Raw genomic sequence first — 25050 nt, 5'->3', positions numbered from 1 at the left:
GGGCCTGCCGGCGCGACGAATTCAGCCCTCAACGCTTGGGTGAACCCCCGGATCCTCTGCCTTCATAGTTCACTCCCTTGGTCTGCGTGATCTCGACCTTCTTCGCGTCCGGACAGGGCACGTTCGAGTACGTGACCTTGTCGCCCTGGACGCACTTGTAGATCGAGTGCTGGGCCGCCGCATTGGACACGAAGATCGCCAAACCGAGCGCAAAAACAGAACCCGCGCGCTTCACCATTTGCCATCCTTGGGCGGCGCCTTCGGGCCGGCTTTCGCATTCGCTGCGGCGGTGATCAGCTCCGCCGCCTCCGCACGGTTCGCCTTGTTCGCGAAGTCGACCGCAGTCATACCGAGTTGATTTTTCATCGTCGTGTCAGCGCCTTCGGCCAGCAGCAGCTTCACGGCTTCGCCCGAGCCGTACATCGCGGCCATCATGAGCGGCGTGGTGCCGTTGGGCGACTGCGCATCGATGAAGGCGTAGTTGTCGAGCAGCACCTTCATGATGGTCAGCTGGCCGCTGGTGGCGGCGTAATGCAGCGGCGTCCAGCCGGTCTTGTTGACGGCTGCGTCGCGCTTCAGCAACTGGGTAACCAGATCCTGCTGGCCCTTGATGGCTGCCAGCATCAGCGGGGTTTCGTCCTTGGCGTTGGCCAGGTCCACATTGGTCTGCGGCGATTCGAGCAGCGCCTGGATGACCTTGGGCGACGGCTCGCGCAGCGCGATGAGCAAGCCGGTCTGGCCATGTTCGTCGCGCGTGTTGGGGTCGAACCCGCGCTTCAGCAAGCTGCGCACGCTGCCGGCGTTATCGCCGCGCACGGCGCGGAAAAAGTCTTCGAACGATCCCGCATGCGCCGCAAAAGATGCAGCAATGACAACGAGATAAAGAGCTTTCTTAAAGTGATTTTTCATAATTTGACATCCCTGAACAATGCTTCGAAGTTGTCGCTCGTGGCCTTGGCGATGGCCTCTACGGGCACGTTTCGCAGTTGGGCGATCTGTTGTGCCACGAAGGGCACATACGATGGATTGTTGGTCTTGCCACGGTACGGCACGGGTGCCAGATAAGGGCTGTCCGTTTCGATCAGCATGCGGTCGAGCGGCACGAAGGCGGCCACGTCGCGCAGGTCCTGCGCCTTCTTGAAGGTCAGGATGCCCGAGAAAGAAATGTAGAAGCCGAGGTCGAGCGCCGCGCGTGCCACCTCGGCGGTTTCGGTGAAGCAATGGAACACGCCGCCGGCCGCGCCGGGCGAGCCGTCCTCGCCCTCCTCCTTGAGGATTGCCAGCGTGTCGGCCGAAGCCTCGCGGGTGTGGATGATGAGCGGCTTGCGGGTCTGTTGCGCGGCGCGGATGTGCACGCGGAAGCGGTCGCGCTGCCATTCCATGTCGGCAATGCTGCGGCCGCCCTTGCGTTCTTCCATCTGGTAGTAGTCGAGGCCGGTCTCGCCGATGGCCACCACGCGGGGCCTGGACGAGAGCCGCACCAGGTCCTCGACGCTGGGCTCGGCGATGTCTTCGTTGTCGGGGTGCACGCCCACGCTGGCCCAGAAGTTGTCGTAGCTGGCGGCCAGGGCCTGCACGTCATCGAACTCTTCGAGCTTGGTGCAGATGCACAGGGCGCGGTCGACCTTGGCCGCGGCCATGGCGGCGCGAATCTGCGGCATCTGGTCCGCGAACTCGGGAAAAGTCAGGTGGCAATGGGAGTCTGTGAACATGGCCTGATTGTTGATCCTCGCCAGGAATACCGCGGAACCGGCTCCGCCGGGCCGCTGGTATTGCCCCCGGCTGGGGGAAGGCGAAGCGACACGAAGTGCGCGCGGCCTGGGGGCGAGCCTGGACGGCCGAGCCTAGATGGTTTGAGTGGGGCGGTCGGAAGCCATCGAGCCGCCCAATGCAGCTTCGATGCGCGCCTTGAGCTGGCGTGACTTTTCATCCGAAGGAAACCGGATGCCCACGCCGGGCGCCCGGTTGCCGGCAGCACGCGCCGGCGTGATCCAGGCGACCTTGCCGGCCACCGGGTAGCGCTGCGGGTCTTCGGGCAGCGTGAGCAGCACGTAGACGTCGTCGCCCAGGCGATATTCGCGCGTGGTCGGGATGAAGATGCCCCCCTCGGCAAAGAGAGGGATGTACGCCGCATAGAGCGCACCCTTCTCCTTGATGGCGAGCTGGATGACGCTCGGCCGGGCGGGGGTGGAGGCTGCAGGTGCAGCGGTGGGGGTGGCGGGATGGTTCATGGGCGACGAGCGGCTGAGTTTAGGGTGGTTCGCGCCTCGCTCACAAGCGCTTCGAGCATGAGGCCCGCATTGAAGGGGTGTTCCGCGGTTCTCGCGGCGTTCGCGAGCGACTTCGACCAGCGGGCCAGGGCCAGCCGCGACGGCGCCGCGGGCAAGTCCGCGGCCTCGAAAAAGCGTGGCTCGGCGCCGTTGCCGACGGCCATCAGGTCGTGGCAGAGCTTCTGCAGCGCGCCGACGGCCTGGGCCGGCGCGTGGTCCGCCAGGGCGCCCACGTCGCCGCGCGAGATGGCCTTGGGCAGCAACGACCACGCCTTGGGCGACTGGCCGGAACGCGCCAGCCGCAGGGCATCGCTGGGGCGCCCACCTGCGGCGCGCAACAGGGCCGCTGCATCGGCGGCGGGCACGTCCTGCGCGGCGAGCCAGGCTTCGGCCTCGGCCGTTTCGGGCCACGGCAGCGTGAAACCCAGGCAGCGGCTGCGGATCGTCGGCAGCAGCTGCCATGCGGCCTCGCTGGCGAGCACGAAGCGCACGTCGCCGACCGGCTCCTCGAGCGTCTTGAGCAGCGCGTTGGCGGTGATGGTGTTCATGCGCTCGGCCGGATAGACCAGCACCACCTTGCCGCGGCCGCGCGCGCTGGTGCGCTGGGCAAAGCCGACCGCATCGCGCATCGCCTCGACGCGGATCTCGCGGCTGGGCTTGCGCTTCTTGTCGTCGATGTCGGCCTGCGCCTTTTCGTCGAGCGGCCAGCCAAGTTCCTGCATCGCGACTTCGGGCATCAGCACGCACAGGTCGGCATGGGTGCGGACCTCGATGGCGTGGCAGCTCGGGCAGTGGCCGCAGGCGACACCGCCCTCTTCCGCCGGTTGCTCGCAGAGCCAGGCGGCAGCGAGCGCCAGCGCGAGTTCGTACTGGCCGATGCCGGAAGGGCCTTGCAGCAGCCAGGCATGGCCGCGCTGCCGCAGCAGTTCTCCGAGCGGCTGATGCAGCCAGGGCGAGAGGGTCGGTGCGCTCATCGTGCCGTCCCTGCCAGCACGCCGCGTGCCACCAGTGCCGTCTCGATCTGCTGCCAGACCTGGTCGCGCGCCTGGCTGGCGTCGATGCGAACGAAGCGTTGTGCGTCGGCAGTCGCACGGGCTTCATAGCCTTGCGCCACGCGGCGGAAAAACGCCACCGGCTGCGCTTCGAACTTGTCGGGCACGCGGGCGCCGGCCAACCGTTGCGCGGCGATCTCGGGCGCCAGGTCGAACCACAGCGTGATGTGCGGCTGAAGCAGCCCTGCCCTGCCCCCTTGCGCCCATTGCTCGAGCGTCGACAACACCGCCGCATCGAAGCCGCGCCCCGCGCCCTGGTAGGCGAAGGTGGCGTCCGTGAAACGGTCGCACAGCACCACGTCGCCGCGTGCAAGCGCCGGTTCGATGACCTGCACGATGTGATCGCGCCGCGCCGCGAACACCAGCAGCGATTCGGTGAGCGGGTCCATCGGCTGCGCGAGGATCAGCCCGCGCAGCGTTTCGGCCAGCGGCGTGCCGCCGGGTTCGCGCGTGCGCACGACCGTCCGGCCCTGCGCCTTGAACAGCGCCTCCATCGCATCGAGGTGGCTCGACTTGCCCGCGCCATCGATGCCTTCCAGCGTCAGAAACAGACCATCGCTCATTGCGTTGCCTTGGGTTTGGGTTCTCCGCCACCGCGTTGATAGCGGTTGACCGCACGATTGTGGTCGTCGAGCGAACTGCTGAACTGGCTGGTACCGTCGCCGCGCGAAACGAAGTACAGCGACTTGCTCGGCGCCGGCTGCACCGCCGCCAGGAGCGCTGCCTTGCCGGGCATCGCGATCGGCGTGGGCGGCAGGCCTCCGCGGGTGTAGGTGTTCCAGGGGGTGTCGGTCTGGAGATCCTTCTTGCGCAGGTTGCCGTCGAAGCTCTTGCCCAGGCCGTAGATCACCGTCGGGTCGGTCTGCAACGGCATGCCGATGCGCAGGCGATTGGTGAAGACGGCGGCGATCTCGGCGCGGTCGTTGGCCTTCCCTGTCTCCTTTTCGACAATACTGGCCAGAATAAGCGCCTCATCTGCCGATTTGATCGGCAAATCGGCCGCTCGCGCCGCCCAGGCGGCTTCCAGCTTCTTGTCCATGGCGCGCATCGCACGCTGCAGCAGGGCAATGTCGGTCGAGCCCTTCGAGTAGGTGTACGTGTCCGGGAAGAAGCGGCCTTCGGGGTGCAGGCCCGGCTTGCCGAGCCTGGCCATCAGCGCTTCGTCGGTCAGGCCCACGCTCTCGGGCTTGAGCTGCTCGGCCTTGCCCAGCGCGGCGCGCACCTGGCGGATGTTCCAGCCCTCGACCAGCACCAGGCTGCGCGTGGCCTCTTCGCCGCGCACCAGGATGTTGAGCAGCACCTTGGGCGTGACGCCGCGCTCCAGTTCGTAGCTGCCGGCGCGCATCTGGCGGTCCTGTCCCGAGAGGCGGAACCACAGGTAGAGCAATTGCGGCTGCACATCGACGCCGGCATCGGCCACCGCCTGCGCAATGCCGCGCGGCGTGGTGCCGGGTTCGACCGAGAGATCGACGCTGGGCGCCGGCAACTTGAGCGGCTGGTGCACCCACCAGAGGCCACCGGCGCCGAGCGCGAGCGCGACCAGGGCGGCGAGCAGGAAAAGGGTAAGGAAGAAGCTGCGCACGGATCCGATGGGAAGACGGAGAAAAAGAAGGGAGTCCCTGCCGCACCGAAGGAACAGGCCCGACCATGATAATTCAGCGATGACCACAGTCGTTCTCAACGGGGTGACCGCCCTTTCCCAGTCCGGTCAATCCGGCCACCTCGGCGTGATTCGCGCCGAGGGTCCCGATGCCGCCAGCTTCCTCCACGGACAGTTGACCCAGGATTTCTCCCTGCTCGGCGCCACCGAAGCCCGGCTGGCCGCGCTCTGCACCGCCAAGGGCCGCGTGATCGCGAGCTTCATCGGCATCCGGCCCCAGCCCGAGCTGATCCTGCTGGTGTGCAGCCGCGACATCCTGGCTGCCACGCTCAAGCGCCTGTCGATGTATGTGCTGCGCGCCAAGGCCAAGTTGACCGATGCCACCGATCAGTTTTCGCTGTACGGCCTGGCGGGTACCGCGCTGACCGCCAACGGCCTCGACGCAACCGTCCCGCCCGGCCAGCGCACGGCCGTCGGCGACGGGATCAGCGCGGTGTCGCTGTACCCGGCCGACGGCGTGCCGCGCGCGCTCTGGATCGCACCGGCCGGCCATGCCACACCGGTCGGCCCGGCACTCGACGAGGCGCTCTGGCAATGGAGCGAGGTCCGCAGCGGCATCGTGACCCTGACCACACCGATCGTCGAGGCCTTCGTGCCGCAGATGATCAACTACGAATCGGTGGGTGGCGTGAACTTCAAGAAGGGCTGCTACCCCGGCCAGGAGATCGTGGCGCGCAGCCAGTTCCGCGGCACGCTGAAGCGGCGCACCTACCTCGTGCAGACCGATGCGCCCCTGACCGTCGGACAGGAAGTGTTCGCAGCCGGCGACGCCGATCAGCCGGTGGGCACCGTGGCGCAGGCAGCGCCCGCACCCGGCGGCGGCTGGTCGGCGCTGGTCTCGATGCAGATCGCAGCGCTCGAGACCGGTGGCCTTCGTGCCGGCACGGCCGATGGTCCGGCCCTGACGGTCGAACCGCTGCCCTATCCCCTGCTCGAAGACATCTGATTTCCGCCCCCCCAACGCCCTGACCAAGAGGGCGTTTGGCGCTGTCGAAGAGATAGCGCCATTTTTTTGTGCGCCGTTTAACCCTGCCTTCGATGCTGCGCCGTAGAAGCCTGCACCGATCAACTCCTGGCAAGGAAGACACCATGAAGCGCAGACTTTTTTCAACCGTCCTGGCATTGACCGCGTTGTCGGCTTGCGCGGAAATCCCAGCCCAGCCGTTCGCGCCGCCCTTCCCCTCGAGCCGCATCGGCTCGCTGATGCAGATCAGCATCGTCGACCGCGCGAGCGGGGCCGAACTGCCGATCTACCGCCATCGCGGCGAGTACTGGGTGGCCGGCCGCCCCGGCGCGCGCTACGCCATCCGGGCACGCAATGCGACGGGCGAACGCATCATGGCCGTGATGTCGGTGGACGGCGTCAACGTCGTCACCGGCGAAACCGCGGGCATCGGCCAGAACGGCTATGTCTTCAGCGGGCGCGAGCGCAGCGACATCACGGGCTGGCGCAAGAGCGATTCGCAGATCGCGGCGTTCGAGTTCGCCTCGGCCGGCAACTCCTACGCGAGCCGCACGGGCCGGCCGGACGACGTGGGCGTGATCGGTGTCGCGATGTTCCGCGAGAACGTGCCGGTGCCACCTCCGCCGTCTTCGCCGCCGATCACCCCGTATCCGCGCCGCGACGAGTACGGCGGCGAACGCGAGCGGCGCAGCGAATCGTCGTCCCTGGGCGATGCAAAGGCCAAGGCCGCTCCCGCCGACAGCGCTGCTGCCGCCGCCGAAGCGCCTGCCGGCAGCGTGGCACGCCAGCAGGCGCCCAGCCCGAGCCTGGGCACGGCGCACGGCCGCCGCGAGACTTCGTACGTGGGCAAGACCACCTTCGAGCGCGCGCAGTCGACGCCGGACGAAGTGGTCCGCATCCGCTACGACAGCCGCGAGAACCTCGTCGCCGCAGGCGTGATCCCGGTGCCGCCCACGCCGCGCTGGCCGCGTCCGGCAGGCCCGTCGCCCTTCCCGGGCTCGGAGCCCGGCTATGTGCCGGACCCGCCCGGCCGCTACTGAGCGGGAAGGCTCAGCGCAGTGCCCGGCGCATCTCGATGTGCGGGATGCCGGCTTCTTCGAACGGTGCGCCGTGCGACAGGTAGCCCAGGCGCGCATAGAAGCGCTCGGCGCTGCGCTGCGCATTCAGTGCCACTTCGCGGTCGCCGCGCGCCCTGGCCGCTTCTTCGAGCACCTGCATCACGGCAGCGCCATGCCCGCCGCTGCGCAGGTTGCGATGCACCGCCATGCGGCCGATGTGCGAGACGCCATCTTCGGCAGGCAGCAGCCGGCCGGTGGCGATGACCTGCCCGACGCGGTTGCGGACCACCGCGTGCAGCACCACGGCATCGTGCGCGTCCCACTCCAGTTCCATCGGGATGTTCTGTTCCTCGATGAACACGGCGCGCCGCAATGCGCTCGCGCCTTCGCCCAGCGTGGCCCAGTCCCCCGTCTCGACGGTGCGCATCGGTTCGCCGGCCTCGAAGCCGGTGAGCGCCTCGCGCAACGCCGCGGGCACCGGCTTCGAGGTCTGCGTGGCCGGGTCGGCGAACACATAGACCAGCTCGCAGCCCACGAGGAACTGGTCCTGCCGGAACAGCGCCCCCTCGAACACGATCGACGAGTTGCCGATGCGCGCGCACTTCATGCCCACGTCGATCACGTCGTCCATGCGCGCCGAGGCGCGGAAATCGATCGTGGCCTTGCGCACGTAAAGGTCGCCGCCCAGTGCATGCATCGCCTCTTCGTAAGGCAGCGCCATGGCACGCCAGTAGTCGGAGATCGCTGTGTCGAAGTACATCAGGTAGTGCGCGTTGAAGACGATCTTCTGCATGTCGACTTCGGCCCAGCGCACGCGCAGGCGGTGGAAAAAGCGGAAATCACTGCGTTGCATTCATGGCTCCAGAAAGAGATTGGGAAATTTCAGGCAGGGCGCAAGGCCAGCAGGCTCTTCTGCGTGGCGCGGCCCTTGCCGCCCAGTGACAGGCGCGCCAGCACATCGTGCGTCGATGGCGGCAGTGTGCGCTGCGAACCCAGGGCGAGTTCGAGCAGCAACTCCATCAGCGCCGCCAAGTCTTTGGGTGGATTCTCTGCGTCGGCGGCCAGCATGTCGCAGAGCACGTCGAACACCGGCGCGGCCAGCCGTGCGTCGGCGCGGATTGCGGCCTGCAAACTCTTGCTGCAGCGCTTGGCCATCACGAGCGACGACGCCAGCAGCGCCCGCAGCTGTGCGCCCAGCGCGGGCACGTCGAGCCGGCCTTCGGTGAAGGCTTGAACCAGTGCATCGACCGCAAGCGCGGTCTGCCCGGGCTCCTTGCCGGCCAGCGCCAGCGCAAGCAGCAGCACGGCCATCGGCTGCGCGGCGGTGACGGGCACCGTGGGGTCCTGCAGCGGCACGAGGTACGCGCGGTTTTGCCACTGCGCCTCCCACCAGTCGAGGTTGTTGCCGACCTGCCGGCAGCCGTCGGCGAAGAAGCTTTCCAGCGACGACGGCAGCACCGTGGCGAGGTAGCGCAACAGGGCCTCGTCATGGGCGCCCTCCACGCCAGCCAGGCGCACGGCGATCAGCGCTGGCGGCGTGCTCGCGGACACTTTGGCGGATGCCAGCACCAGATCGTGGTGCACGTAGGTCTTGCCTTCGCTGGTCCAACTTCTTTCCTTCACAGACCAGTCGTGGCGCACCGAGCCGAATCCGTCCGCATCGTCCCCACCGGGGTGACGGATGCGGGCCGCGGCGGCGAACAGCGCCCGCACTTCTTCGGTCCTGGCGGCGACAGAGACGCCCTGGTCGCCCAGCGCATGGCGCAGCGCGCGCACCAGGGGCGCATCGACAAGCTGGCGCGCCTGCTCGCGCAGGGCCGCCGCGCGATCGCCCGGCAGTGCCAGCCGCAGGAGACCCCGCACCTGTTCACCCCAAGGCGCTTCGACCCCACGTGCCTGGTACGCCGCGACACGCTCGATGAAAACCGCTGCATCGATGAACCCGCGCACATGCGTGGCCGACGACAGCGGTGCGAGGCCCCAGCCCTTCGCGGCCTGATTCACCAGATCGTCCACGCGCAGCGCCAGGAACTCGTCGGCCTGTGGATTCTGCAGGCCGCTGCGATGCGGGTCGTCGCGAAGGTCCGGCAACCGCTCGCCGCTCGTGACGAAAACCAGCAACCGCGCGAGCCGGCTCGGCACTTCGGCCTGCTGCAGCTTGCGGGCGCGTTTCACCACCGGTGCGCATTGCCTGGCCACGGCGGGCGGCAGCGGCGCCATGCGGACCAGCGCTTCGAGCACACGCTCCAGCTCGTCGGTTTCGCTCGCGTTCTCCAGCACGAAGGCGAGGCGCTCGACCAGTTCGGCCGGCTCGCCAATCGGCGCCAGCACCCGGCTGGCGTCCACGGGATCGAGCGGGCCGCTTCCCGCCGGCACCGGCTCGACGACCGGCCCGCCGGGCGCTGGCGCCGCGGGCGCATCGCCGGTCAAGGCCACGAGCGCCGGCCGGTTCACGATCGCCACGCTCTGCGCATGCGCCGTCAGTTCCGTGCGGGTCGCGTCGTTCATGCCCCAGGCCTGGAGCCGATCGAGGATCTTCTTCTGCAGATCGGCCGCTTCGTGCACCAGTCCGTGCAGCGCAATCGCCGAAGCCTCGTGCGCCAGCGCGGGTTCGCGCTTGACCGCGGCTTCAACCAGCTTCAGCGCCCCATCGACCTGCGCCTTGGCACTCGCATAAAACACTGGCTGCAGCCCGCCCAGCAGGGTCTGCCCTTCGATATGCCCCGCCGCCTGCAGCGCCTTCAGCGCGCCGAGCGCCAGCGTCACCGTGGGCGGAATGCGGCTCTGGCACAGGCCGAGGTAGCGCGCGGAAACGGGCACCATCTCGGCCACCGTCGGCGCCAGCGCCTCGTGGAAACGCGAGAACCAGCCCGCGCGGAACTGCGGCCAGTCGCGCTCCAGCGTGGCGAGCGTCTTGTCGAGCAGCTGGGTGCGCGTGAACTCGCCTCGCTCCACACCCGCGAGGAAGATGTGCGACCACGAGTTCTCCGGCGAGTGGTTGTACTTGTCGACCGCGGCCAGGTTGTGCTCGCCCGTGCCTTCGACGTCGAACAGCCTCAGCGTCGCCTGATAGAGGCCAGGGTCGCTTGCGAACCGATCGTCCATCGTGCGTGGGCGCTGCAGCGTGCGCGGCAGCGCCATCAGGCCGATCGCGTAGTCGTCGCTCTCGGGCCGGTCGATCAGTCCGGCGGCCACGAGGCTCTGTACCGGGGCGATGCGCTGCGCGAATGCGCGCAGCAGCGCGTTGGCCGCCTGCTGCAACCCGGCGCGCCAGACCTCTGCATCGATGCCGAACTGCGCGCACAACGTTGCGAAGGCGTCACGGTCGAGCACCGATTGCCGATCGACATGGAGCAGCAGGTCCTTGGGCTGACCGCAAACGACGGTGGCTGCCTGCAGGGCGCGGTACTGCGCCACTTGCGCCTCGCCGCCCCACTGCCTTGCATACGGGCTGCCCGCCCAGTGGCTGGACCACATGATCCGGCCCATGCTTTCGAGCGATTCGATGCGCGATTTGCGCTCGGCCACGGACATCGCCTGCAGGCTGGCGAGCATCGCCGCAAAGTCGCCCTGGTGCACCGCGCGTTCCAGTGCATCGGCCGGCACGAACGCCGGCAGTTCCTCGTCGTATTTCATGGAGTGCTTTCCGTCGGGGCCGGCGATGCGGCCGTGGCCTCCACCGCCAGCACGTGCTTGCAGGGGCCGCGTTCGCCTTGATGCTTTGCGTACCAAGGACAGGTGCAGCGCAGCTCGCCATCGATCTCGCGCACGCTGTGCACCGTGCCGCCGCTTTGCACTTCGGCATCGATCGGACTGGCGCCGACCATGCGGACGGCACCTTGCGTCATGAGTTCGCGGGCATCCGCCAGCCGCGGGTGCATGTCCTCGACCGAGGAAAGGTCGAACGGCAGCACCCGGTGAAAGTAGCGCCCCTGCGCGACATCGAAACCCACGAGGCCCGACGCGCCGAGGATGCGCAGGCTGTCCTCCACGCTCGATGCCGCCAGGCCCAGGGTGGCGGCCAGCGCTTCGGCATCCAGCGCCGGCTGCCAGTTCAACTGCGCACGCACCTGCGAGACCGCGCGTTCGTCGTCCATGCGCATCAGCGCGCGCAGCGCCTGCCCCTCGCCCGAAAAACCGCGCCACGGTTCGGCGCTGAGCGCCAGCGTGAGCCGCGCGCCGGGAAAGTCGAGCACCCACGCGCTGGCCTGCTGCGCCTCGTCGGCATGCACCGCCAGGCTCCGCGCCCTGGGCAGCAATGCCTCGAGCACGCGCAGCCGCGTCGTGTCGGTCACGCGCACGCCGTGCGGGTGCGGCCGGGTCGTGGTGAAGGGCCCCTTGGGGGATGGCACCACCCACAGCGGCGTGCGGCTGGTCGAGGCCCGGGGCAATGTGCGGAAGAAGCGCAGCGCTTCCAGTCCCTTGAGCTCGAAGCGATGCCGCATGCCGGCGAGGTACGACTGCACCTCGACCATGCCGCGCAGCCAGCGCAGCGGCAGCGCCACCTTGCGCTCGACCACTTCGTGGCCACCCGATTGGAGCGTGAGTGCATCCTGGCCCACCGACAGCGCCAGCCCGTCGGCATCGCGCAGGCGCGCCAGCGCGGCGCGCATCGGTGCGTTGAAGTCCACATTGGTCGTGCCCTTGCCAACCACCTGCCCGTCGTAGGACTCGGGCAGCAGATCGACGCGGACGTAGCAGCTGCAGCAGGCCGAAAAACCCTCGAAACGCAGCAGCTCGCCACCGGCCGTGACCACCGGGTCGGCCAGCATGATGGCGCGCGCCACGCTGTTGGCGGGCGTGAAGAAGCGCGACCCGACCACCAGGTGCACCGCGCTGAGCAATTCCGCATACAGCCGCGGCTGCAACAGGCGCCCCTCGAAAAAATGCGGATGGGCCGTTGTGCCATCTGCCTGGGGACTGGACGTTGCGAGGCTGAGCCGCGGGCCCGCAGGCTCGGCCACTGCGGTGGACGCGTGCGCGTAGCGGTAGGCGTGCGCCACTGCGCTCAAGGCTGCAAGGCCTCCTGCAGCACCCGGGCCGCATCGCCCTGCGCCTGCAGCGCTTCAGGCAAGGCCCGGCCCATCTTGATGAATTCGTGGATCACGCCGCGGTAGATCTCCAGGTCGACCGGAACGCCCGCGGCGCGCAGCTTGTCGGCATAGGCGATGCCTTCGTCCACCACCGCATCGCATTCGGCCAGGCCGATCCACGCAGGCGCCACGCCGTCGACATCGTCGGCCAGCAGCGGCGCAAAGCGCCAGTCGTCCCGGTCGGCCGGCGTGCGGACGTACTGGGCAAAGAAGAAATCGATCATCGCCTTCGTCAGCAACGGACCGTCGACGAAACGCCGGTGCGAGGCCGTGTCCTGGTGCGCGGTGGTGCCGGGGTAGATCAGCATCTGCAGCGCGAGCGGCAGGCCGGCATCGCGTGCCATGATGGCGCAGACAGCGGCCAGCGTGCCGCCGGCGCTGTCGCCGCCGACCGCGAGACGGCTCGGGTCGAGGCCGAGGCTTGCGCCCTCTTTCGCGATGAACTGGAAGGCGTCCCATGCATCGTTCGACGCGGTCGGAAACTTGTGCGCGGGCGCGAGCCGGTAGTCGACCGACACCACCGCGCAGCCGCTCTTCAGGCTCAGCACGCGGCACAGCGTGTCGTGCGTTCGGATGTTGCCGACCGTGAAGCCGCCGCCATGAAAATACACCAGCACAGGCAGCGCGTCCGATGAAGGCGCATAGAGCCGCGCCGGTATCGCAAAGCCGTCACGCGCGGCGATGCTGAAATCTTCGATGCGCGCCAGCTCGGGCTTGGGCACTTCCAGCACGCCCGCGCCCTTTTCATAGGAGGCTTTCGCCTCGTCGGGCGTGAGCTGGTCGAGCGTCGGATGGCCGGCCCGCGCCATGCGGTCGACCACGCTGGCCATCTTTTTGGTGAGGGGTGGCTGTCGAGATGCCATCGGGGGATTGGTCGTCATGCGTTCGTCGGAAGGAAGCAGCCCGGCCTTCGCAGCGTGCGCACCGAGCCTGAGCCGGGAGCGACACCTGCAAGGGTTTTGTTCATGTGCAAGACTGCCGTCGCTTGTTAGATTCGAAGAGTCGGCAATCGTACTTCCCCACGCGTTCAGGCACCCACGTCCCATGGCACTCATCCAATACCTCACCCAGATCCAGTTCGAATTCGGCGCCATCCGGCTGCTGTCCAGCGAATGCGCGCGCATCGGCATCAACCGCCCGCTGATCGTGACCGACGCGGGCGTGCGCGCGGCCGGCGTGCTGCAGAAGGCGCTCGATGCCATCGCCGATCTCGAGGTCTCGGTGTTCGACCAGACGCCTTCCAACCCCACCGAAGCCGCCGTGCGTGCGGCCGTCGAGCTCTACCGCAGCGGCCGCTGCGACGGCCTCATCGCCGTGGGGGGCGGCTCCGCCATCGACTGCGCCAAGGGCGTGGCGATTGCAGCCACGCACGAAGGCCCGCTCAAGACCTACGCCACCATCGAAGGCGGCTCGCCCAGGATCACCGAGCGCGTGGTGCCGCTGATCGCGGTGCCCACCACCAGCGGCACCGGCAGCGAGGTGGCGCGCGGCGCCATCGTGATCGTGGACGACCACCGCAAGCTCGGCTTCCACAGCTGGTTCCTGATGCCCAAGGCCGCCATCTGCGACCCCGAACTCACGCTCGGCCTGCCGCCCAGGCTCACGGCCGCCACCGGCATGGACGCCATCGCACACTGCATGGAGACCTTCATGTCGGCCGCCTTCAATCCGCCGGCCGACGGCATCGGCCTCGACGGGCTCGAGCGTGCCTGGGCCCACATCGAACGCGCGACGAAGGACGGCAGCGACCGCGAGGCGCGCCTCAATCTCATGAGCGCCTCGATGCAGGGCGCAATGGCTTTCCAGAAGGGCCTGGGCTGCGTTCATTCGCTGAGCCACAGCCTGGGCGGTGTCGATCCGCGCCTGCACCACGGCACGCTCAACGCCCTCTTCCTGCCCGCGGTGATCCACTTCAACGCGGGTGCCGAGTCGGTGCAGAAGGAGCAGCGGCTGCAACGCATGGCGCAGGCCATGCACCTCGATTCGGCCGGCGATCTCGGCGATGCGATCCGCGACATGAACGCGCGCCTGGGCCTGCCCAAGGGCCTGGCCGAAGTCGGCGTCACGCCCGCGCTGTTCGAGCAGATCATCGACGGCGCCATGGCCGACCACTGCCACAAGACCAATCCGCGGCTGGCTTCGCGCGACGATTACAAGGCTATGCTCGAAGCCTCGATGTAAGAGCCTGTCTGCGATCTGTTCGGGGTCGCGTTCAGGGCGCGCTCACGCCGACGGTGTGCTCTGCTCCGCGAATGTCCCCCGGCGCGGCCTAGGGCCGCAGACCTCCTCCTTTATTTCGCTGCGCAGAGCACACCGCCGGCGTGATCGCTCAGCGCAGCGGTTGATCGGCCAGCACAACGACCGCGCTCATCGTGCACAGGGCACCGGGTGCTCCCCGCAGCGAAATAAAGGAGGAGCGAAGCGGGGGACATTCGCGGAGGGGAGTACCCGGTGGCCTGTGCACGCGCCCTGAACAAAAGCGCCCCCTTGCACGTCATGTATATGACATAAGGAATTCCTAGACTGACCCGCGAAGGCTCGCATCCGCGAAAGCCCCAAGAGTCAGGGAAATTTCGAATGACGCGTACCGTCCAGGTCCACACCGTACTCAACGCCGAGCAGCTCAAGTTCCGCGCGATGCGGGGACAGGAAGGTCTCTCGCGGCTGTTCGAGTTCGAGGTCGACATGGTCAGCACCAGCTTCAGCCTCGACCTGAAGACACTGCTCGGCACTTCGCTCACCCTCGAACTGCAGGACGAAGGCGCGCCGCGCTTCCTCAACGGCACCGTGGTGCGCTTCGAACTCGTGGGCCGCGCCAACGAAACCGGCCGCCACTACATCTATCGCGCGCTGGTGCAGCCCTGGCTCTGGTACCTTACGCGCACCACCGACTGCCGCATCTTCCAGAACAAGAGCGTGCCCGAGGTGCTCGACGACGTGCTGGGCAAATACGGCTTCCAGTTCGAGAAGCGACTCACCGGCAGCTATCGTCCGTGGGAATACTGCGTGCAGTACCAGGAGAGCGACTTCGCCTTCGTGAGCCGCCTCATGGAGCACGAAGGCATTGCCTACCACTTCGAGCACGGCAACGGCTCGCACCTGCTGGTGCTGGCCGACGACACCGGCGGCTACGGCAACCTGCCGGGCCACGCCACCATTCCCTACCGGCCGCGCGACCGCGTGGTCAACGCGATGGAGCCGTGCATCGACCGCTGGCGCATCTCGGAGCAGATCACCTCGGGCCGCGTGATGCTCGACGACTTCGACTTCAAGAAGTCGCGGGCCTCGCTGCAGAGCGTGCAGCAGGACCCGAAGGGCCACGACCATTCGACCTACGAAGTCTACGAATGGCTGGGCGGCTACAGCGAGCACCAGCAAGGCGACAGCTACGCGAAGATCCGCCTGCAGGAGCTGCAGTGCGCGCACGAGCTGGCCTCGGGCCACACCAACGTGGTGGGCATGGCGCCGGGCTACCTGTTCCAGATGACGCATTGCCCGCGCGAGGCCGACAACCGCGAATACCTGGTCACCGAGACCCGCTACGACCTGCAGGAGCCCGAGTATTCCAGCGGCGGCAGCAGCGAATCGGTGTGCGAGTTCGATTTCACCGTGCTCCCCTCCACCGTCGCCTACCGCCCCGCGCGCAAGACGCCCAAGCCGCGCACCAATGGCCCGCAGACCGCGACCGTCGTCGGCCCCGAAGAGATCTGGACCGACCGCTTCGGCCGCGTGAAGCTGCAGTTCCGCTGGGACCGCTACGGCCAGTCGGACGAGAACAGCTCGTGCTGGGTGCGCGTGTCGAGCAATTGGGCCGGCGCCAACTACGGCACCATGCACATGCCGCGCGTGGGCCAGGAAGTGATCGTCGATTTCATCGGCGGCGAACCCGACCGCCCCATCATCACCGGCCGCGTCTACAACAACGACCAGATGCCGCCGTGGGAGCTGCCGGCCAACGCCACGGCCAGCGGCATCCTCACGCGCTCCAGCACCGGCGGCGCCGCCAACCAGGCCAACATGCTGCGCTTCGAAGACCGCAGCGGCGCCGAGCAGATCCTGCTGCACGCCGAGCGCAACCTCGACGTGGAGGTCGAGGCCGACGAGACCCACACCACCGACGGCACCCGCACCACCCTCGTCAAGGGCCACGAATCGGCCACCTACCAGAGCGGCGAGACGCGCGACATCACCGCGGGCGCCAAGGAAACCATCACCGGCGGCGACACGCGCCACGTGACGGGCGGCTTCGGCGAAACCATTGGCGGCGGCGTGAACCAGACGATCTCGGGTGGCAAGACGCGCATGCTCAGCGGCGGGCTGAACGACACGATCACGGGCGGCGTGAAGCTCGCCATCACCGGCGGCTTCAACGGCACCATCGACGGGCAGGAGATCCGCTTCGTGAGCGCCGGGCGCAACGACACGATCAACACCTCGAACACCGTGCTGGTCGACGGCCCCTCGACCACCACGGTCACCGGCCCGACGGTCCACACCTCGCCGGACGTGACCTTCAACACGACGAACCACATCCACAACACGACGCAGCACGTCATCAACACCAACGTCTACAACACGACGTCGAACACCTACAACAACCTGACGAACGACTACACGAACAACTCGAAGACCTACGTCAACAACTACGCGAAGAGCAGCGACTGGCGCCTGACGCGCTCGGGCGGCGTGGGCTTTCGCTTCGGTGCCGTGGGCGCCTCGCTGGACTTCTGGGGTGCGCGTCAGCAGTTCTACGGCATCAACTCGCAGTACGCCGTGCTCAAGGTCGACTTCCTCACCTTCAAGATCGCCAACAAGGGCATCGACATCACGACCGAGGCCGTGCAGGTCGGCAAGGCTGCACTGCGCTTCTTCATGGACGGCATGGCGGCTTATGCACAGGCCATGCACCTTGTCGTGTGACGGCATCCATGCCTGAGTGGGAGACGCTTCTCTGGGTCTTCTTCGGCATCGTGATGACGGCGGTGACCGTGGGAGGCATCGTGGCCATGCGGTACATGGGCGCCGAGAACCGGCGCTATTCGGCCGAGGGGAAACTGTGGCAGTCCCTCGCGCAGGCGGGCCGGCCTGTCGAGGGCGTCATCCGCAATGTCCGCATGCACCCCGGCAACATGACGCGCGGCGGCTCCGCCGGGCAGACCGTCTGCGCCCTGGTGTTCGACGTGGACTACACCGACAACGCCGGCACGGTGCACGCCACGTCGATCCACACCTTCGTCGAGGACGCGCTGGTGCCGCAGTTCCTTCAACCGCGCAAGGCGATCCACCTGCGCTATGACGTCGGCAATCCCGCGGCGGTGGCCATCGACCGGGAACGCACGCCGCTGGAGATTCCCCGTGTGCGCTGAAGGCCGGGCGCCGCGGATGCGCCAGCCATGAAGACCGTCAAGCCGCTGCGGCTGAGCGTGATCACCCGTCCGTTCCTCCGCCAGGGCGAGCAGCGCCTCGCCGTCACCACCCTGTGCATGCTGTCGATGAGCGGCAAGCCGGTGCTGACGCCGGAGCCCGAGTTCTGGAAGACGCTGTCCGAAGAGCTGGGGCCGACCACGGCCATCGACCTCGGCATTCCCAAGGCCCGCGCCGAAATGCTCGCCACGGGTTTTGCCTACACGACCCACCAGGAAGAGAAGACGCGCTGCGCCGCCCGGTTGCAGCTCGGCGGGGTGTCGAAGGACCTGGCCGTGTTCGGCGACCGTTTCTGGGTGGGCGGCCGCCCCACCCCGCCCCAACCTTTCGAGGCGATGCGCATCGACTGGACGCGTGCCTACGGCGGCCCGGGCTTCGCCGACAACCCGCTGGGCCGGGGCCACGGACTGGACGTCGTCAACGGCCAGGAGGTGCAGCGCGTGCCCAACATCGAGGACCCGGCCCAGCGCCTGCATCACCCGGGCGACACGCCGGTGCCTGCCGGCTTCGGACCCATCGACATCGCCTCGCCGCGGCGCTTGCGGCTCATGGGCAGGCAGTACGACGCGCATTGGCGTGCTCATCTCTTCCCCGGTTTCGCCAAGGACATGGACTGGCAGCTGTTCAACGCCGCGCCCGCCGACCAGCGCTTCCAGGACGCGATCGAGATTCCGCCGGGCACTGCCTACGGCGTCTGGAACATGCACCCCGAGCAGCCCATCCAGCAAGGCCATCTGCCGAACTGGCGCGCCCTCGCGGTGGTGGTTCGGCACCGCTCGCCCACGGAGATCGAAGAGATCGCGCAGCGCCTCACCACCGCCTGGTTCTTTCCGCACCTCGACCGCGTCGTGCTCGTCTTTCACGGCGAGGCGCGCATCGAGGAGGACGACGCCTCCGACGTCTCCCATGTGATGCCGGCCATCGAAACGATCGATGCGCCGCGCGGCCTCGCGCACTACGCCACCGTGCTGCGGCAGCGCTGCGATCCGGAGAAAGGCGCGCTCTACATGTTTCGCGACGACGAACTCCTGCCGGAAGAAGCCATCGGCCCGTGGCTCGACCAGGTCGGCACGGCCGAAACGGCGCTGGTGCGCAACATGCGCGAGCGCGGCAGGCAGGCCCGCGAGGAGCTGAAGCAGAAGGCCATTGCGGCGGGACACAAGGCGCGGCATTTCAACGACCGCCGGCTTCCCGAGCCGTTCACCCGAATGCCGAGCCTGCGCGAGCTGCCCGATTTCGTGGACCAGGCCGATCGCCATGCCCGTGACCAGCGCGCGCAGGGCGCCGTCGAGCGCGAGCGTCTCCAGCGCGAGGCCGACGCCAATGCCAAGGAGTCGATGAAGGTCGGCTTCGACACCGGCAAGCTGGTGCGCGAGCACGACCGCACACAGCTCAAGGGGCCGCCCAGCGTCGACAGCGCGGCCATCCTGCGCGGATTCGAAGGCATCTCCGCGGCGACCGGCACCGCGCCCTTGCCTGCGAGCCAGGTCGATGCGATGCGCAAGATGACCGCGGCCGGCGAGCGCGGCCTGCTCGCGCTCTACCGCGGCTCCGCCCAGCACCAGGCCCCCGTCGATCCTTTGTCCGCGGACCGCGCCGCCACGCTGCGTGCGCAGGTCGACGTGATCCTCGCCGGAAGCCGCGATTTCACCGACATGGACCTGACCGCCGCCGACCTGTCCGGGCTGGACCTGCGCGGCGCCTGCTTCCGGCGCGCCCTGCTCGAAGGCGCCGACCTTCGCCATGCCCAGTGCGAAGGGGCCGATTTCAGCCAGGCCGTGCTGGTGCGCGCCCGGTTGTCCGGGGCGAACTTTCAGCGCGCGCTGTTTCGCGACACCAACCTCGCGGGCATCGACTGCGAACAGGTCGACTTCTCGCACGCCTTGTTCGACGGCGCGACGTTCGAGAAGCTGAAGTTCGTGCAGTGCGACTTCTCGTCTGCCCGCATGGACCGGCTGCACCTGATCGGAGCGCAGCTGCTGCGCTGCAGCTTCGACGGGCTCGATGCCGCCTACATCGGTTTCCTGTCCGACACCGTCATCGAAGACTGCAGCTTCCGCAAGGCACGGCTCCTGAAGGCGGGCTTCATGGCCTGCCGCGTCGCCGGGCTCGATTTCTCGGACGCCGAACTCGAAGCCTGCATGTGGACCCACACCAACGGCGACGACCGGATCGGCTTCCAGCGCGCCCTGCTGCGCACCACCTGCTTCGTGGGCAACAGCAGCCTGCGCGGCGCGAACTTCGAAGAGGCCACGCTGGTGCAGTGCAGCCTGCGCGACATTCCGATGGAGGGCGTGCGGTTCACCCGCGCGACGCTCGACACCTGCGATTTCTCTTCCGCCAACCTGACAGCCGCCGACCTGAGCGCGGTGCAGGCGCCCGAGAGCCTCTTCATCCGCAGCAACCTGAACCGGGCCTCGCTGCGCGCCGCGAACCTCATGACCGCCAATTTCAACAAGGCCCGGCTGCTGTCGGCCGACCTGCGCGAGACCAACCTCTTTCGCACCGACATGTCGCAGATCCTGATCGACGACATCACCGAGACGCACGGCGCCTACCTCGAGCAGACCAAGACCGTGCCGGCTTCGCGCGCGACAGCCGTCGAATGAGCCCGCAAGAACTGGCTTCCAAGGTCCGCGACGGCGTGCAATTGCAGGGGGAAGACTTCAAGGGAATGCAGTTGACCGACCTCGACCTGTCCGGCGGACTGTTCAGCGAATGCAGCTTCACCCAGGCTGCGCTGGAGCGTGCGCGCCTGAACGATTCGGTGTTCGATCGCTGCCGCTTCGATGGCGCGGCGCTGGCCGGCGCCTATCTGGACAGCGCCTCGTTCCTGCGCTGCAGCCTGCGCGACGTGCAGGCATCTTCGAGCCGCTGGGCCGGCACCGTCGTGGCTGAGTCCGACCTGCAAGGCTTGCACGGCGAGGCCGCCGAGCTGACGGAAACGGCCTTCGAGGACTGCGAGTTCCAGGGCGCCAGCTTCAAGGGCGCGAAACTCACGAAGGCGATCTTCAATGAAAGCCGCCTCGGCAATGCGGATTTCGCCGATGCCGAGCTCACCATCGCCGTGTTCTTCCGCTCGGACCTGCGCGAGGCGGGTTTCCGGGGCGCCACCTTTCACAACGCCATCTTCTCCGAGGCCGACCTGCGCGGCCAGTCGTTCGCCGGCCAGTCGTTCATGCTCTGCCAGTTCGTGGACGCGCGCCTGTCGAACTGCGTGTTCGACGATGCACGGCTCGTGCAGTGCAACTTCAAGGGCGCGGCGCTCGACGGCGTGCGCATGCAGCGCGTGCATGCGCCGCAATCGCTGTTTCCGCAGGCCAACATGCGCAACGCAGACTGCCGCAGCGGCGTGTTCGACCAGTCGCTGTGGATCGATGCGCTGCTCAGCGACGCCGACTTTTCCGATGCCGGCCTCGAGCAATGCGTCTTTCACCGCGCGCGCTGCGAGCGCACCTCGTTCGCGCGAAGCCGCCTGACCTACGCCGACTTCTCGTACGCGGACCTGCGTGCCGCCAACTTCGAGAAAGCCCTGTTCCATCGCACCCAACTGCACCGCGCCCACCAGGGCGACAGCCGCTGGAGCGACCGCATCGGCGTGCTGGACGTCGACCCCGACCTGTTCGAAGCCGAGCGCGTGGCCTGGCAGCGCTCGACGCGCGCCGTTCGGCTCGACCGGGATGCGCAAGGCCTCATGCGCCTTGGCGACTATCCCCCACCTGATGCAAAGGACACCGCATGACGATGGCCGCCCGCCCCATTTCCTCATCCTCTTCCTCCGCCCCTCTGCCCTCCTCGTCCGAAAGCGAGCTCGCGCCGCTGCTGCGCAAGACGTCGCCCGCGAAGCCGCAGCCGGGCACGCCGCTCGGAGGCATCTCGATGGCCACGGTCGTCGCCTGCAATGCCGACGATGACTTCTGCGACGTGACGCTCGTGGACGGGCACCGCACACTGCGCTGCCAGCGCGCGGCCAGCTGCCTGCTGCTGCCCGCGCCGGGCGACACGGTCATGGTTGCGGGCCCGCACGACGATGCGCTCTACGTCATCGCCGTCGTGGTCCAGGCCGACAGGCGCAGCGCGACCCTCGCGGTCGATGGCGACCTGCGCCTGCAATCGAAGCGCGGCGGCATCGCCATCCACAGCGCTGGCACGCTCGATCTGCAATCGGACACGGCCGTCGCCACCCGCGCGCCGCAATGGAAGCTCACGGCCGAGCGCGGCCAGTGCAGCGTCTCGGAGCTGGACTACCAAGGCGCGGAGGTCCGCTTCAGCGTGCTGGTCTCGCGCTTCGTGGGGCATGCCTGCGAGGTCGTGCTGGACCGGCTCCATCTGCTCACGCGTTCGAGCTTTCGCATCACCGAAGAGATCGAGCAGGTGCGCGCTGGGCAGATCGACATCCAGGCTTCGCGGACGCTGCGGCTGCACGCGAAGAACACCCTGGTCACCAGCAAGGAGCTGGTCAAGGTCGATGCCGAACAGATCCACATGGGTTGATTGAAGGAGCCTTTGCATGTTTGCCAACTCCCAGATGATGGGCATGGACCTCGCCTTTCCCGATGTCTGCAAGACACCGCCGGCCATCCCCGTCCCCTACCCCAACTTCGCGCTGGGGCCGACCGCCATTCCCAACGCCTGGAACATCCTCTACGGCGGCACGCCGGCCCACAACCTTGCGACCACCACGCCCATCACCAATGGCGACAACGCGGGCGTGCTGATGGGCGTGGTGTCGCAAACCGTGATGGGGCCGTCGCGACACATCACGGGTGCGTTCACCGTGCTGCTCAAGGGCTCGCCCTGCACGCGCATGACCAGCCTGTCGGTACAGAACCGCAACAACATCCTGGGCATGCGCATCGTGCCCAGCCAGTTCAAGGTGCTGGTGCTGGCGGCCTGACGATGGGGCTTTCTATTCCGCCTTGACGCCTGCGGTCCGGATGACCTTGCCCCACTTGGCGGTCTCCGTGGTGATGAAGGCGTCGAACTCCTCGGGCGTGCTGCCCACTGGAATGGTGCCCATGGCATCGAGCTTGGCACGCGTCTCGTCGCTCTTGATGATGCGCGCCACCTCTTCGGACATGCGCTTGACGACGTCGCGCGGTGTGCCGGCCGGTGCCAGCATGCCGGCCCAGGTGCTGCCGGTGAAGCCTGCAAAACCCTGCTCGATGAAGGTGGGCACCTCGGGCGCGGCCTGCAGGCGCTTGTCGCCCGCCACGCCGATCAGCCGCACCTTGCCCGCCTTGGCCTGGTTGATGAGGCCGGTGGGCGCATCGAAGAACAGCTGGATCTGCCCGCCCATCAGGTCGGTCAGCGCAGGCACCGCGCCGCGGTACGGAATGTGGATCATGTAGGTCTGCGTCAGCGACTTCCACAGCTCGGTCGTCAGGTGCGCGGCCGAGCCGTTGCCCGAGGAGCCGAAGCTCACCTTGCCGGGGTTCGCGCGGGCGTAATCGATGAGCTCGCGCGCGGTCTTGAACGGCGCATTGATGTTCACCGCGGCCAGCAGGGGCGAGATGCCCATCAGCGAAACGCCCGTGAGGTCCTTTTGCGGGTCGTAGGGCAGCTTGGGGTACAGCGTGGTGTTGGCCGCATAGGCGGCGATGACGACGCCGAAGGTCGTGCCGTCGGGCGCTGCCTTGGCGATGGCGTCGACGCCGATCAGGCTGTTGGCGCCGGGCTTGTTGTCGACCAGCACCGGCTGGCCGAGCCGCGCTTGCAGGCCGACCTGCACGAGCCGCGCCATCTGGTCGGTGAAGCCGCCCGGCGTGTAGGGCACGACGATGCGGATCGGCTTGCTGGGCCAGGCGCTTTGGGCGAAGGACGGAACGGCAAGGCTTGTTGCAGCGGCGGCGAGCGTGAATCGGCGGCGTGTCAGCGTGGCGAGAGGCATGGTGGCGGGGCCCTTTGTTGCTTCTGGATGGATCGGGCCATTCTCGAAGCGCCACATGCCGCGGCCGTCAGGGTTTGCCCGGCGGCACGCGCCCTCGTCCGCTCAAAGCGCAAGCACTTCGGGCGTGCGTCCGTTGGCGAGCCAGTCCTCGAACTCGTCGCAGAGCCGCCGCGCCTCGCGCGTGGCCTTGCCCCAGGCCATGATGCGGGCCTGCGTGTCGTTCTGGAAATGGATGAAGTCCTTGCGGTCCGGCAGCTTGCCGTTGGGCAGCGATTTCACCCACTCGGGATCGGGCGCGAGCACCACCATGCGGTCGAGGAAACCCGTGGACTTGTGGCGCCAGCGCAGGCCCTTGTCGAGCCAGCCCGGCACCACCGCGCGTTGGAAGTGCGGATACAGCACGATGCCCTCGTCGGCCGGCTGGTAGTCGAGGTGCAGGTGGTAGTCGGTGATGCCGCCATCCCAATAAGCACCGCGCGGCGCGCCCGGGATGTCGTGCACCGCGGCGAGCAGGAAAGGAATCGAACACGAGGCCTGCAGCACCATGTTGAAGTTGGCTTCGCTCAACGCATGCTGGCGCGTGCGGAAATCCTGCGTGCCGAAAGGCAGCGCCGCGCCCGGCGTGGAGAATACGCAGCGTTCGAGCCAGGCGCCCAGGCTCTTGCGGTAGACGCTGTTGGAGGCGAAGGCGCCAAGGTAGCCGAAGGGCGTGCGCGCCCTGCCCTCGCGCCCGAGGATGTGGCGGCCGCGCGAGGTCACCACGTGCAGGCGATAGCGCGGATGGTTCAGCACCTCGCCGATGCGTCCGCCATAGAAGTCGACCAGGCTTTCGGCGAAGCGTTCGCTGAGCTGGCGCGGACTGAGCCGCTTCTGCCCCGTCGGCACTTCGAACTGCTGGCGCACGTAGTCGTGCTCGAAGCGCTGGAAAGCCGCCTCCGGGTCGGACAGGCAGGCCGTCGAGAGCCGCCACGCGCCGATCGATGCGCCCACCAGATGCACCGGCTGGCTCGACCGCGTGAGCCAGCGGCCGAAGATGAAGCGGTCGAGCGGCCCGAGGATCAGGCCCTTGGGCCCGCCCGCCGCACCGGGGATGGTGCGCACGTCCTGCGGGCGCAGGCCGTGCTGCTCGATGTGCTTGCGGGCCGCGGGGCCGGCGTAGATGCGCAGGGCCTTCATATGAGGGCGAGGTCTGCGGAGCTCGGAAACAGCGTTCATTTCCTGTCGCTGCGTCGCCGCAGCGAGGACGTGCCGCCGATGACGAAGCCCAGCCCGAGAAGCAGCAGGAACCCCGGCGTACTCCAGATCGCGCCGAAGTTGTCGACGACGGCGTCGCGCGGATTGCCCGGGTCGTACAGCACCGTCACCGCTTCGCCCGCTTTGTAGCCGAAGATCATGCCGCCCTGGGGATACTCCAGCACCTCGCCAGTCCGGGTCGTGAAGCGTATTTGCGGGTGAGAACCGCCGGCATTGAGCTTGACCACGCTGCCGCCCCCAGCCGCCGCGCGCTGCACGAACTGCCATTGCGTCCAGCCGCTCATCAACACGGCAATGAGGAATCCGGCACCGAGCCCGATGAACAGCAGCGCGGCCCAGGTGGGCGTTGGCGCGGCAGACGAATCCTCTTGCGGCATCGGTCTCT

At 67.9% G+C, this 25050-nt stretch carries 23 protein-coding genes; 9 read left to right on the top strand and 14 right to left on the bottom strand.

Features of this window, described 5'->3' with window-relative positions:
* Nucleotides 1-28: 28 nt before the first annotated feature.
* The 7 genes from AC1DXX_RS06450 to mltG form a co-directional block, all read right to left on the bottom strand.
* Nucleotides 29-238: a DUF4124 domain-containing protein gene (locus tag AC1DXX_RS06450; RefSeq protein WP_478133342.1), complete on the bottom strand. Its 210-nt coding sequence runs from the start codon at nucleotides 236-238 to the stop codon at nucleotides 29-31.
* Complete coding sequence (locus AC1DXX_RS06445; RefSeq protein ID WP_478133341.1) at nucleotides 232-909, bottom strand: ankyrin repeat domain-containing protein; 678 nt, start codon at nucleotides 907-909, stop codon at nucleotides 232-234. The genes AC1DXX_RS06450 and AC1DXX_RS06445 overlap by 7 nt, the downstream gene beginning before the upstream one ends.
* Nucleotides 906-1712, bottom strand: a complete 807-nt coding sequence (locus AC1DXX_RS06440; protein ID WP_478133340.1) for a TatD family hydrolase — start codon at nucleotides 1710-1712, stop codon at nucleotides 906-908. The genes AC1DXX_RS06445 and AC1DXX_RS06440 overlap by 4 nt, the downstream gene beginning before the upstream one ends.
* 132 nt (nucleotides 1713-1844) lie before the next feature.
* On the bottom strand, nucleotides 1845-2231 hold the full coding sequence (locus AC1DXX_RS06435; protein ID WP_478133339.1) for a PilZ domain-containing protein: 387 nt from the start codon (nucleotides 2229-2231) through the stop codon (nucleotides 1845-1847).
* Complete coding sequence (locus AC1DXX_RS06430) at nucleotides 2228-3244, bottom strand: DNA polymerase III subunit delta' (protein WP_478133338.1); 1017 nt, start codon at nucleotides 3242-3244, stop codon at nucleotides 2228-2230. Before AC1DXX_RS06430 ends, AC1DXX_RS06435 begins: the two co-directional genes overlap by 4 nt.
* Nucleotides 3241-3885: a dTMP kinase gene (gene tmk, locus AC1DXX_RS06425; protein WP_478133337.1), complete on the bottom strand. Its 645-nt coding sequence runs from the start codon at nucleotides 3883-3885 to the stop codon at nucleotides 3241-3243. The genes AC1DXX_RS06430 and tmk overlap by 4 nt, the downstream gene beginning before the upstream one ends.
* Nucleotides 3882-4904 (bottom strand): endolytic transglycosylase MltG, encoded by a 1023-nt coding sequence (gene mltG, locus AC1DXX_RS06420; RefSeq protein WP_478133336.1) that lies wholly within the window; start codon nucleotides 4902-4904, stop codon nucleotides 3882-3884. Before mltG ends, tmk begins: the two co-directional genes overlap by 4 nt.
* Before the next feature lie 79 nt (nucleotides 4905-4983).
* On the opposite strand from mltG, the gene ygfZ reads away from it, so the two are divergent.
* Together ygfZ and AC1DXX_RS06410 are read left to right on the top strand one after the other, a co-directional pair.
* Entirely contained in the window at nucleotides 4984-5928 is a 945-nt protein-coding gene (gene ygfZ, locus AC1DXX_RS06415) for a CAF17-like 4Fe-4S cluster assembly/insertion protein YgfZ (RefSeq protein WP_478133335.1), read from the top strand.
* Nucleotides 5929-6071: 143 nt separating this feature from the next.
* A complete protein-coding gene (locus AC1DXX_RS06410) occupies nucleotides 6072-6986 on the top strand; it encodes a hypothetical protein (protein ID WP_478133334.1) in 915 nt (304 codons plus the stop codon).
* A 10-nt stretch (nucleotides 6987-6996) separates the two neighbouring features.
* On the opposite strand, the gene AC1DXX_RS06405 is transcribed toward AC1DXX_RS06410, so the two are convergent.
* The 4 genes from AC1DXX_RS06405 to AC1DXX_RS06390 are packed head-to-tail and all read right to left on the bottom strand — an operon-like array spanning nucleotide 6997 to nucleotide 12978.
* Nucleotides 6997-7857, bottom strand: a complete 861-nt coding sequence (locus AC1DXX_RS06405) for a YbgC/FadM family acyl-CoA thioesterase (RefSeq protein ID WP_478133333.1) — start codon at nucleotides 7855-7857, stop codon at nucleotides 6997-6999.
* A gap of 29 nt (nucleotides 7858-7886) precedes the next feature.
* Nucleotides 7887-10640: a DUF6493 family protein gene (locus AC1DXX_RS06400; protein ID WP_478133332.1), complete on the bottom strand. Its 2754-nt coding sequence runs from the start codon at nucleotides 10638-10640 to the stop codon at nucleotides 7887-7889.
* Nucleotides 10637-12007 (bottom strand): SWIM zinc finger family protein, encoded by a 1371-nt coding sequence (locus AC1DXX_RS06395; RefSeq protein ID WP_478133368.1) that lies wholly within the window; start codon nucleotides 12005-12007, stop codon nucleotides 10637-10639. Before AC1DXX_RS06395 ends, AC1DXX_RS06400 begins: the two co-directional genes overlap by 4 nt.
* Nucleotides 12008-12012: 5 nt before the next feature.
* Nucleotides 12013-12978, bottom strand: a complete 966-nt coding sequence (locus AC1DXX_RS06390) for an alpha/beta hydrolase (protein ID WP_478133331.1) — start codon at nucleotides 12976-12978, stop codon at nucleotides 12013-12015.
* A 163-nt stretch (nucleotides 12979-13141) separates the two neighbouring features.
* On the opposite strand from AC1DXX_RS06390, the gene AC1DXX_RS06385 reads away from it, so the two are divergent.
* The 7 genes from AC1DXX_RS06385 (at nucleotide 13142) to AC1DXX_RS06355 (ending at nucleotide 22418) form a co-directional block, all read left to right on the top strand.
* Entirely contained in the window at nucleotides 13142-14278 is a 1137-nt protein-coding gene (locus tag AC1DXX_RS06385) for an iron-containing alcohol dehydrogenase (RefSeq protein WP_478133330.1), read from the top strand.
* Nucleotides 14279-14674: 396 nt separating this feature from the next.
* On the top strand, nucleotides 14675-17017 hold the full coding sequence (locus AC1DXX_RS06380) for a type VI secretion system Vgr family protein (protein ID WP_478133329.1): 2343 nt from the start codon (nucleotides 14675-14677) through the stop codon (nucleotides 17015-17017).
* An 8-nt stretch (nucleotides 17018-17025) separates the two neighbouring features.
* A complete protein-coding gene (locus AC1DXX_RS06375) occupies nucleotides 17026-17463 on the top strand; it encodes a hypothetical protein (RefSeq protein WP_478133328.1) in 438 nt (145 codons plus the stop codon).
* 27 nt (nucleotides 17464-17490) lie between these two features.
* On the top strand, nucleotides 17491-20130 hold the full coding sequence (locus AC1DXX_RS06370) for a DUF2169 family type VI secretion system accessory protein (protein WP_478133327.1): 2640 nt from the start codon (nucleotides 17491-17493) through the stop codon (nucleotides 20128-20130).
* Nucleotides 20127-21263 (top strand): pentapeptide repeat-containing protein, encoded by a 1137-nt coding sequence (locus AC1DXX_RS06365; protein ID WP_478133326.1) that lies wholly within the window; start codon nucleotides 20127-20129, stop codon nucleotides 21261-21263. The genes AC1DXX_RS06370 and AC1DXX_RS06365 overlap by 4 nt, the downstream gene beginning before the upstream one ends.
* Nucleotides 21260-22015 carry a DUF3540 domain-containing protein gene (locus AC1DXX_RS06360; RefSeq protein ID WP_478133325.1) on the top strand — a complete coding sequence of 252 codons (756 nt, stop codon included), beginning with the start codon at nucleotides 21260-21262 and terminating at the stop codon, nucleotides 22013-22015. Before AC1DXX_RS06365 ends, AC1DXX_RS06360 begins: the two co-directional genes overlap by 4 nt.
* A gap of 16 nt (nucleotides 22016-22031) precedes the next feature.
* Nucleotides 22032-22418, top strand: coding sequence for a DUF4150 domain-containing protein (locus AC1DXX_RS06355; protein WP_478133324.1), 387 nt, complete (start codon nucleotides 22032-22034; stop codon nucleotides 22416-22418).
* 12 nt (nucleotides 22419-22430) lie between these two features.
* On the opposite strand, the gene AC1DXX_RS06350 is transcribed toward AC1DXX_RS06355, so the two are convergent.
* The 3 genes from AC1DXX_RS06350 to AC1DXX_RS06340 all read right to left on the bottom strand — a co-directional run bounded on the left by AC1DXX_RS06350 (nucleotide 22431) and on the right by AC1DXX_RS06340 (nucleotide 25042).
* Entirely contained in the window at nucleotides 22431-23411 is a 981-nt protein-coding gene (locus AC1DXX_RS06350; protein ID WP_478133323.1) for a tripartite tricarboxylate transporter substrate binding protein, read from the bottom strand.
* A gap of 102 nt (nucleotides 23412-23513) precedes the next feature.
* Nucleotides 23514-24587, bottom strand: a complete 1074-nt coding sequence (locus AC1DXX_RS06345; RefSeq protein WP_478133322.1) for a patatin-like phospholipase family protein — start codon at nucleotides 24585-24587, stop codon at nucleotides 23514-23516.
* 35 nt (nucleotides 24588-24622) lie between these two features.
* Nucleotides 24623-25042 (bottom strand): DUF3592 domain-containing protein, encoded by a 420-nt coding sequence (locus tag AC1DXX_RS06340; protein ID WP_478133321.1) that lies wholly within the window; start codon nucleotides 25040-25042, stop codon nucleotides 24623-24625.
* Nucleotides 25043-25050 lie beyond the last annotated feature (8 nt).

Source organism: Variovorax sp. P4_B10 (assembly GCF_056402375.1).
The sequence above is the reverse complement of the archived record's forward strand: the minus strand, read 5'-3'. Positions and strand labels throughout refer to the sequence as shown.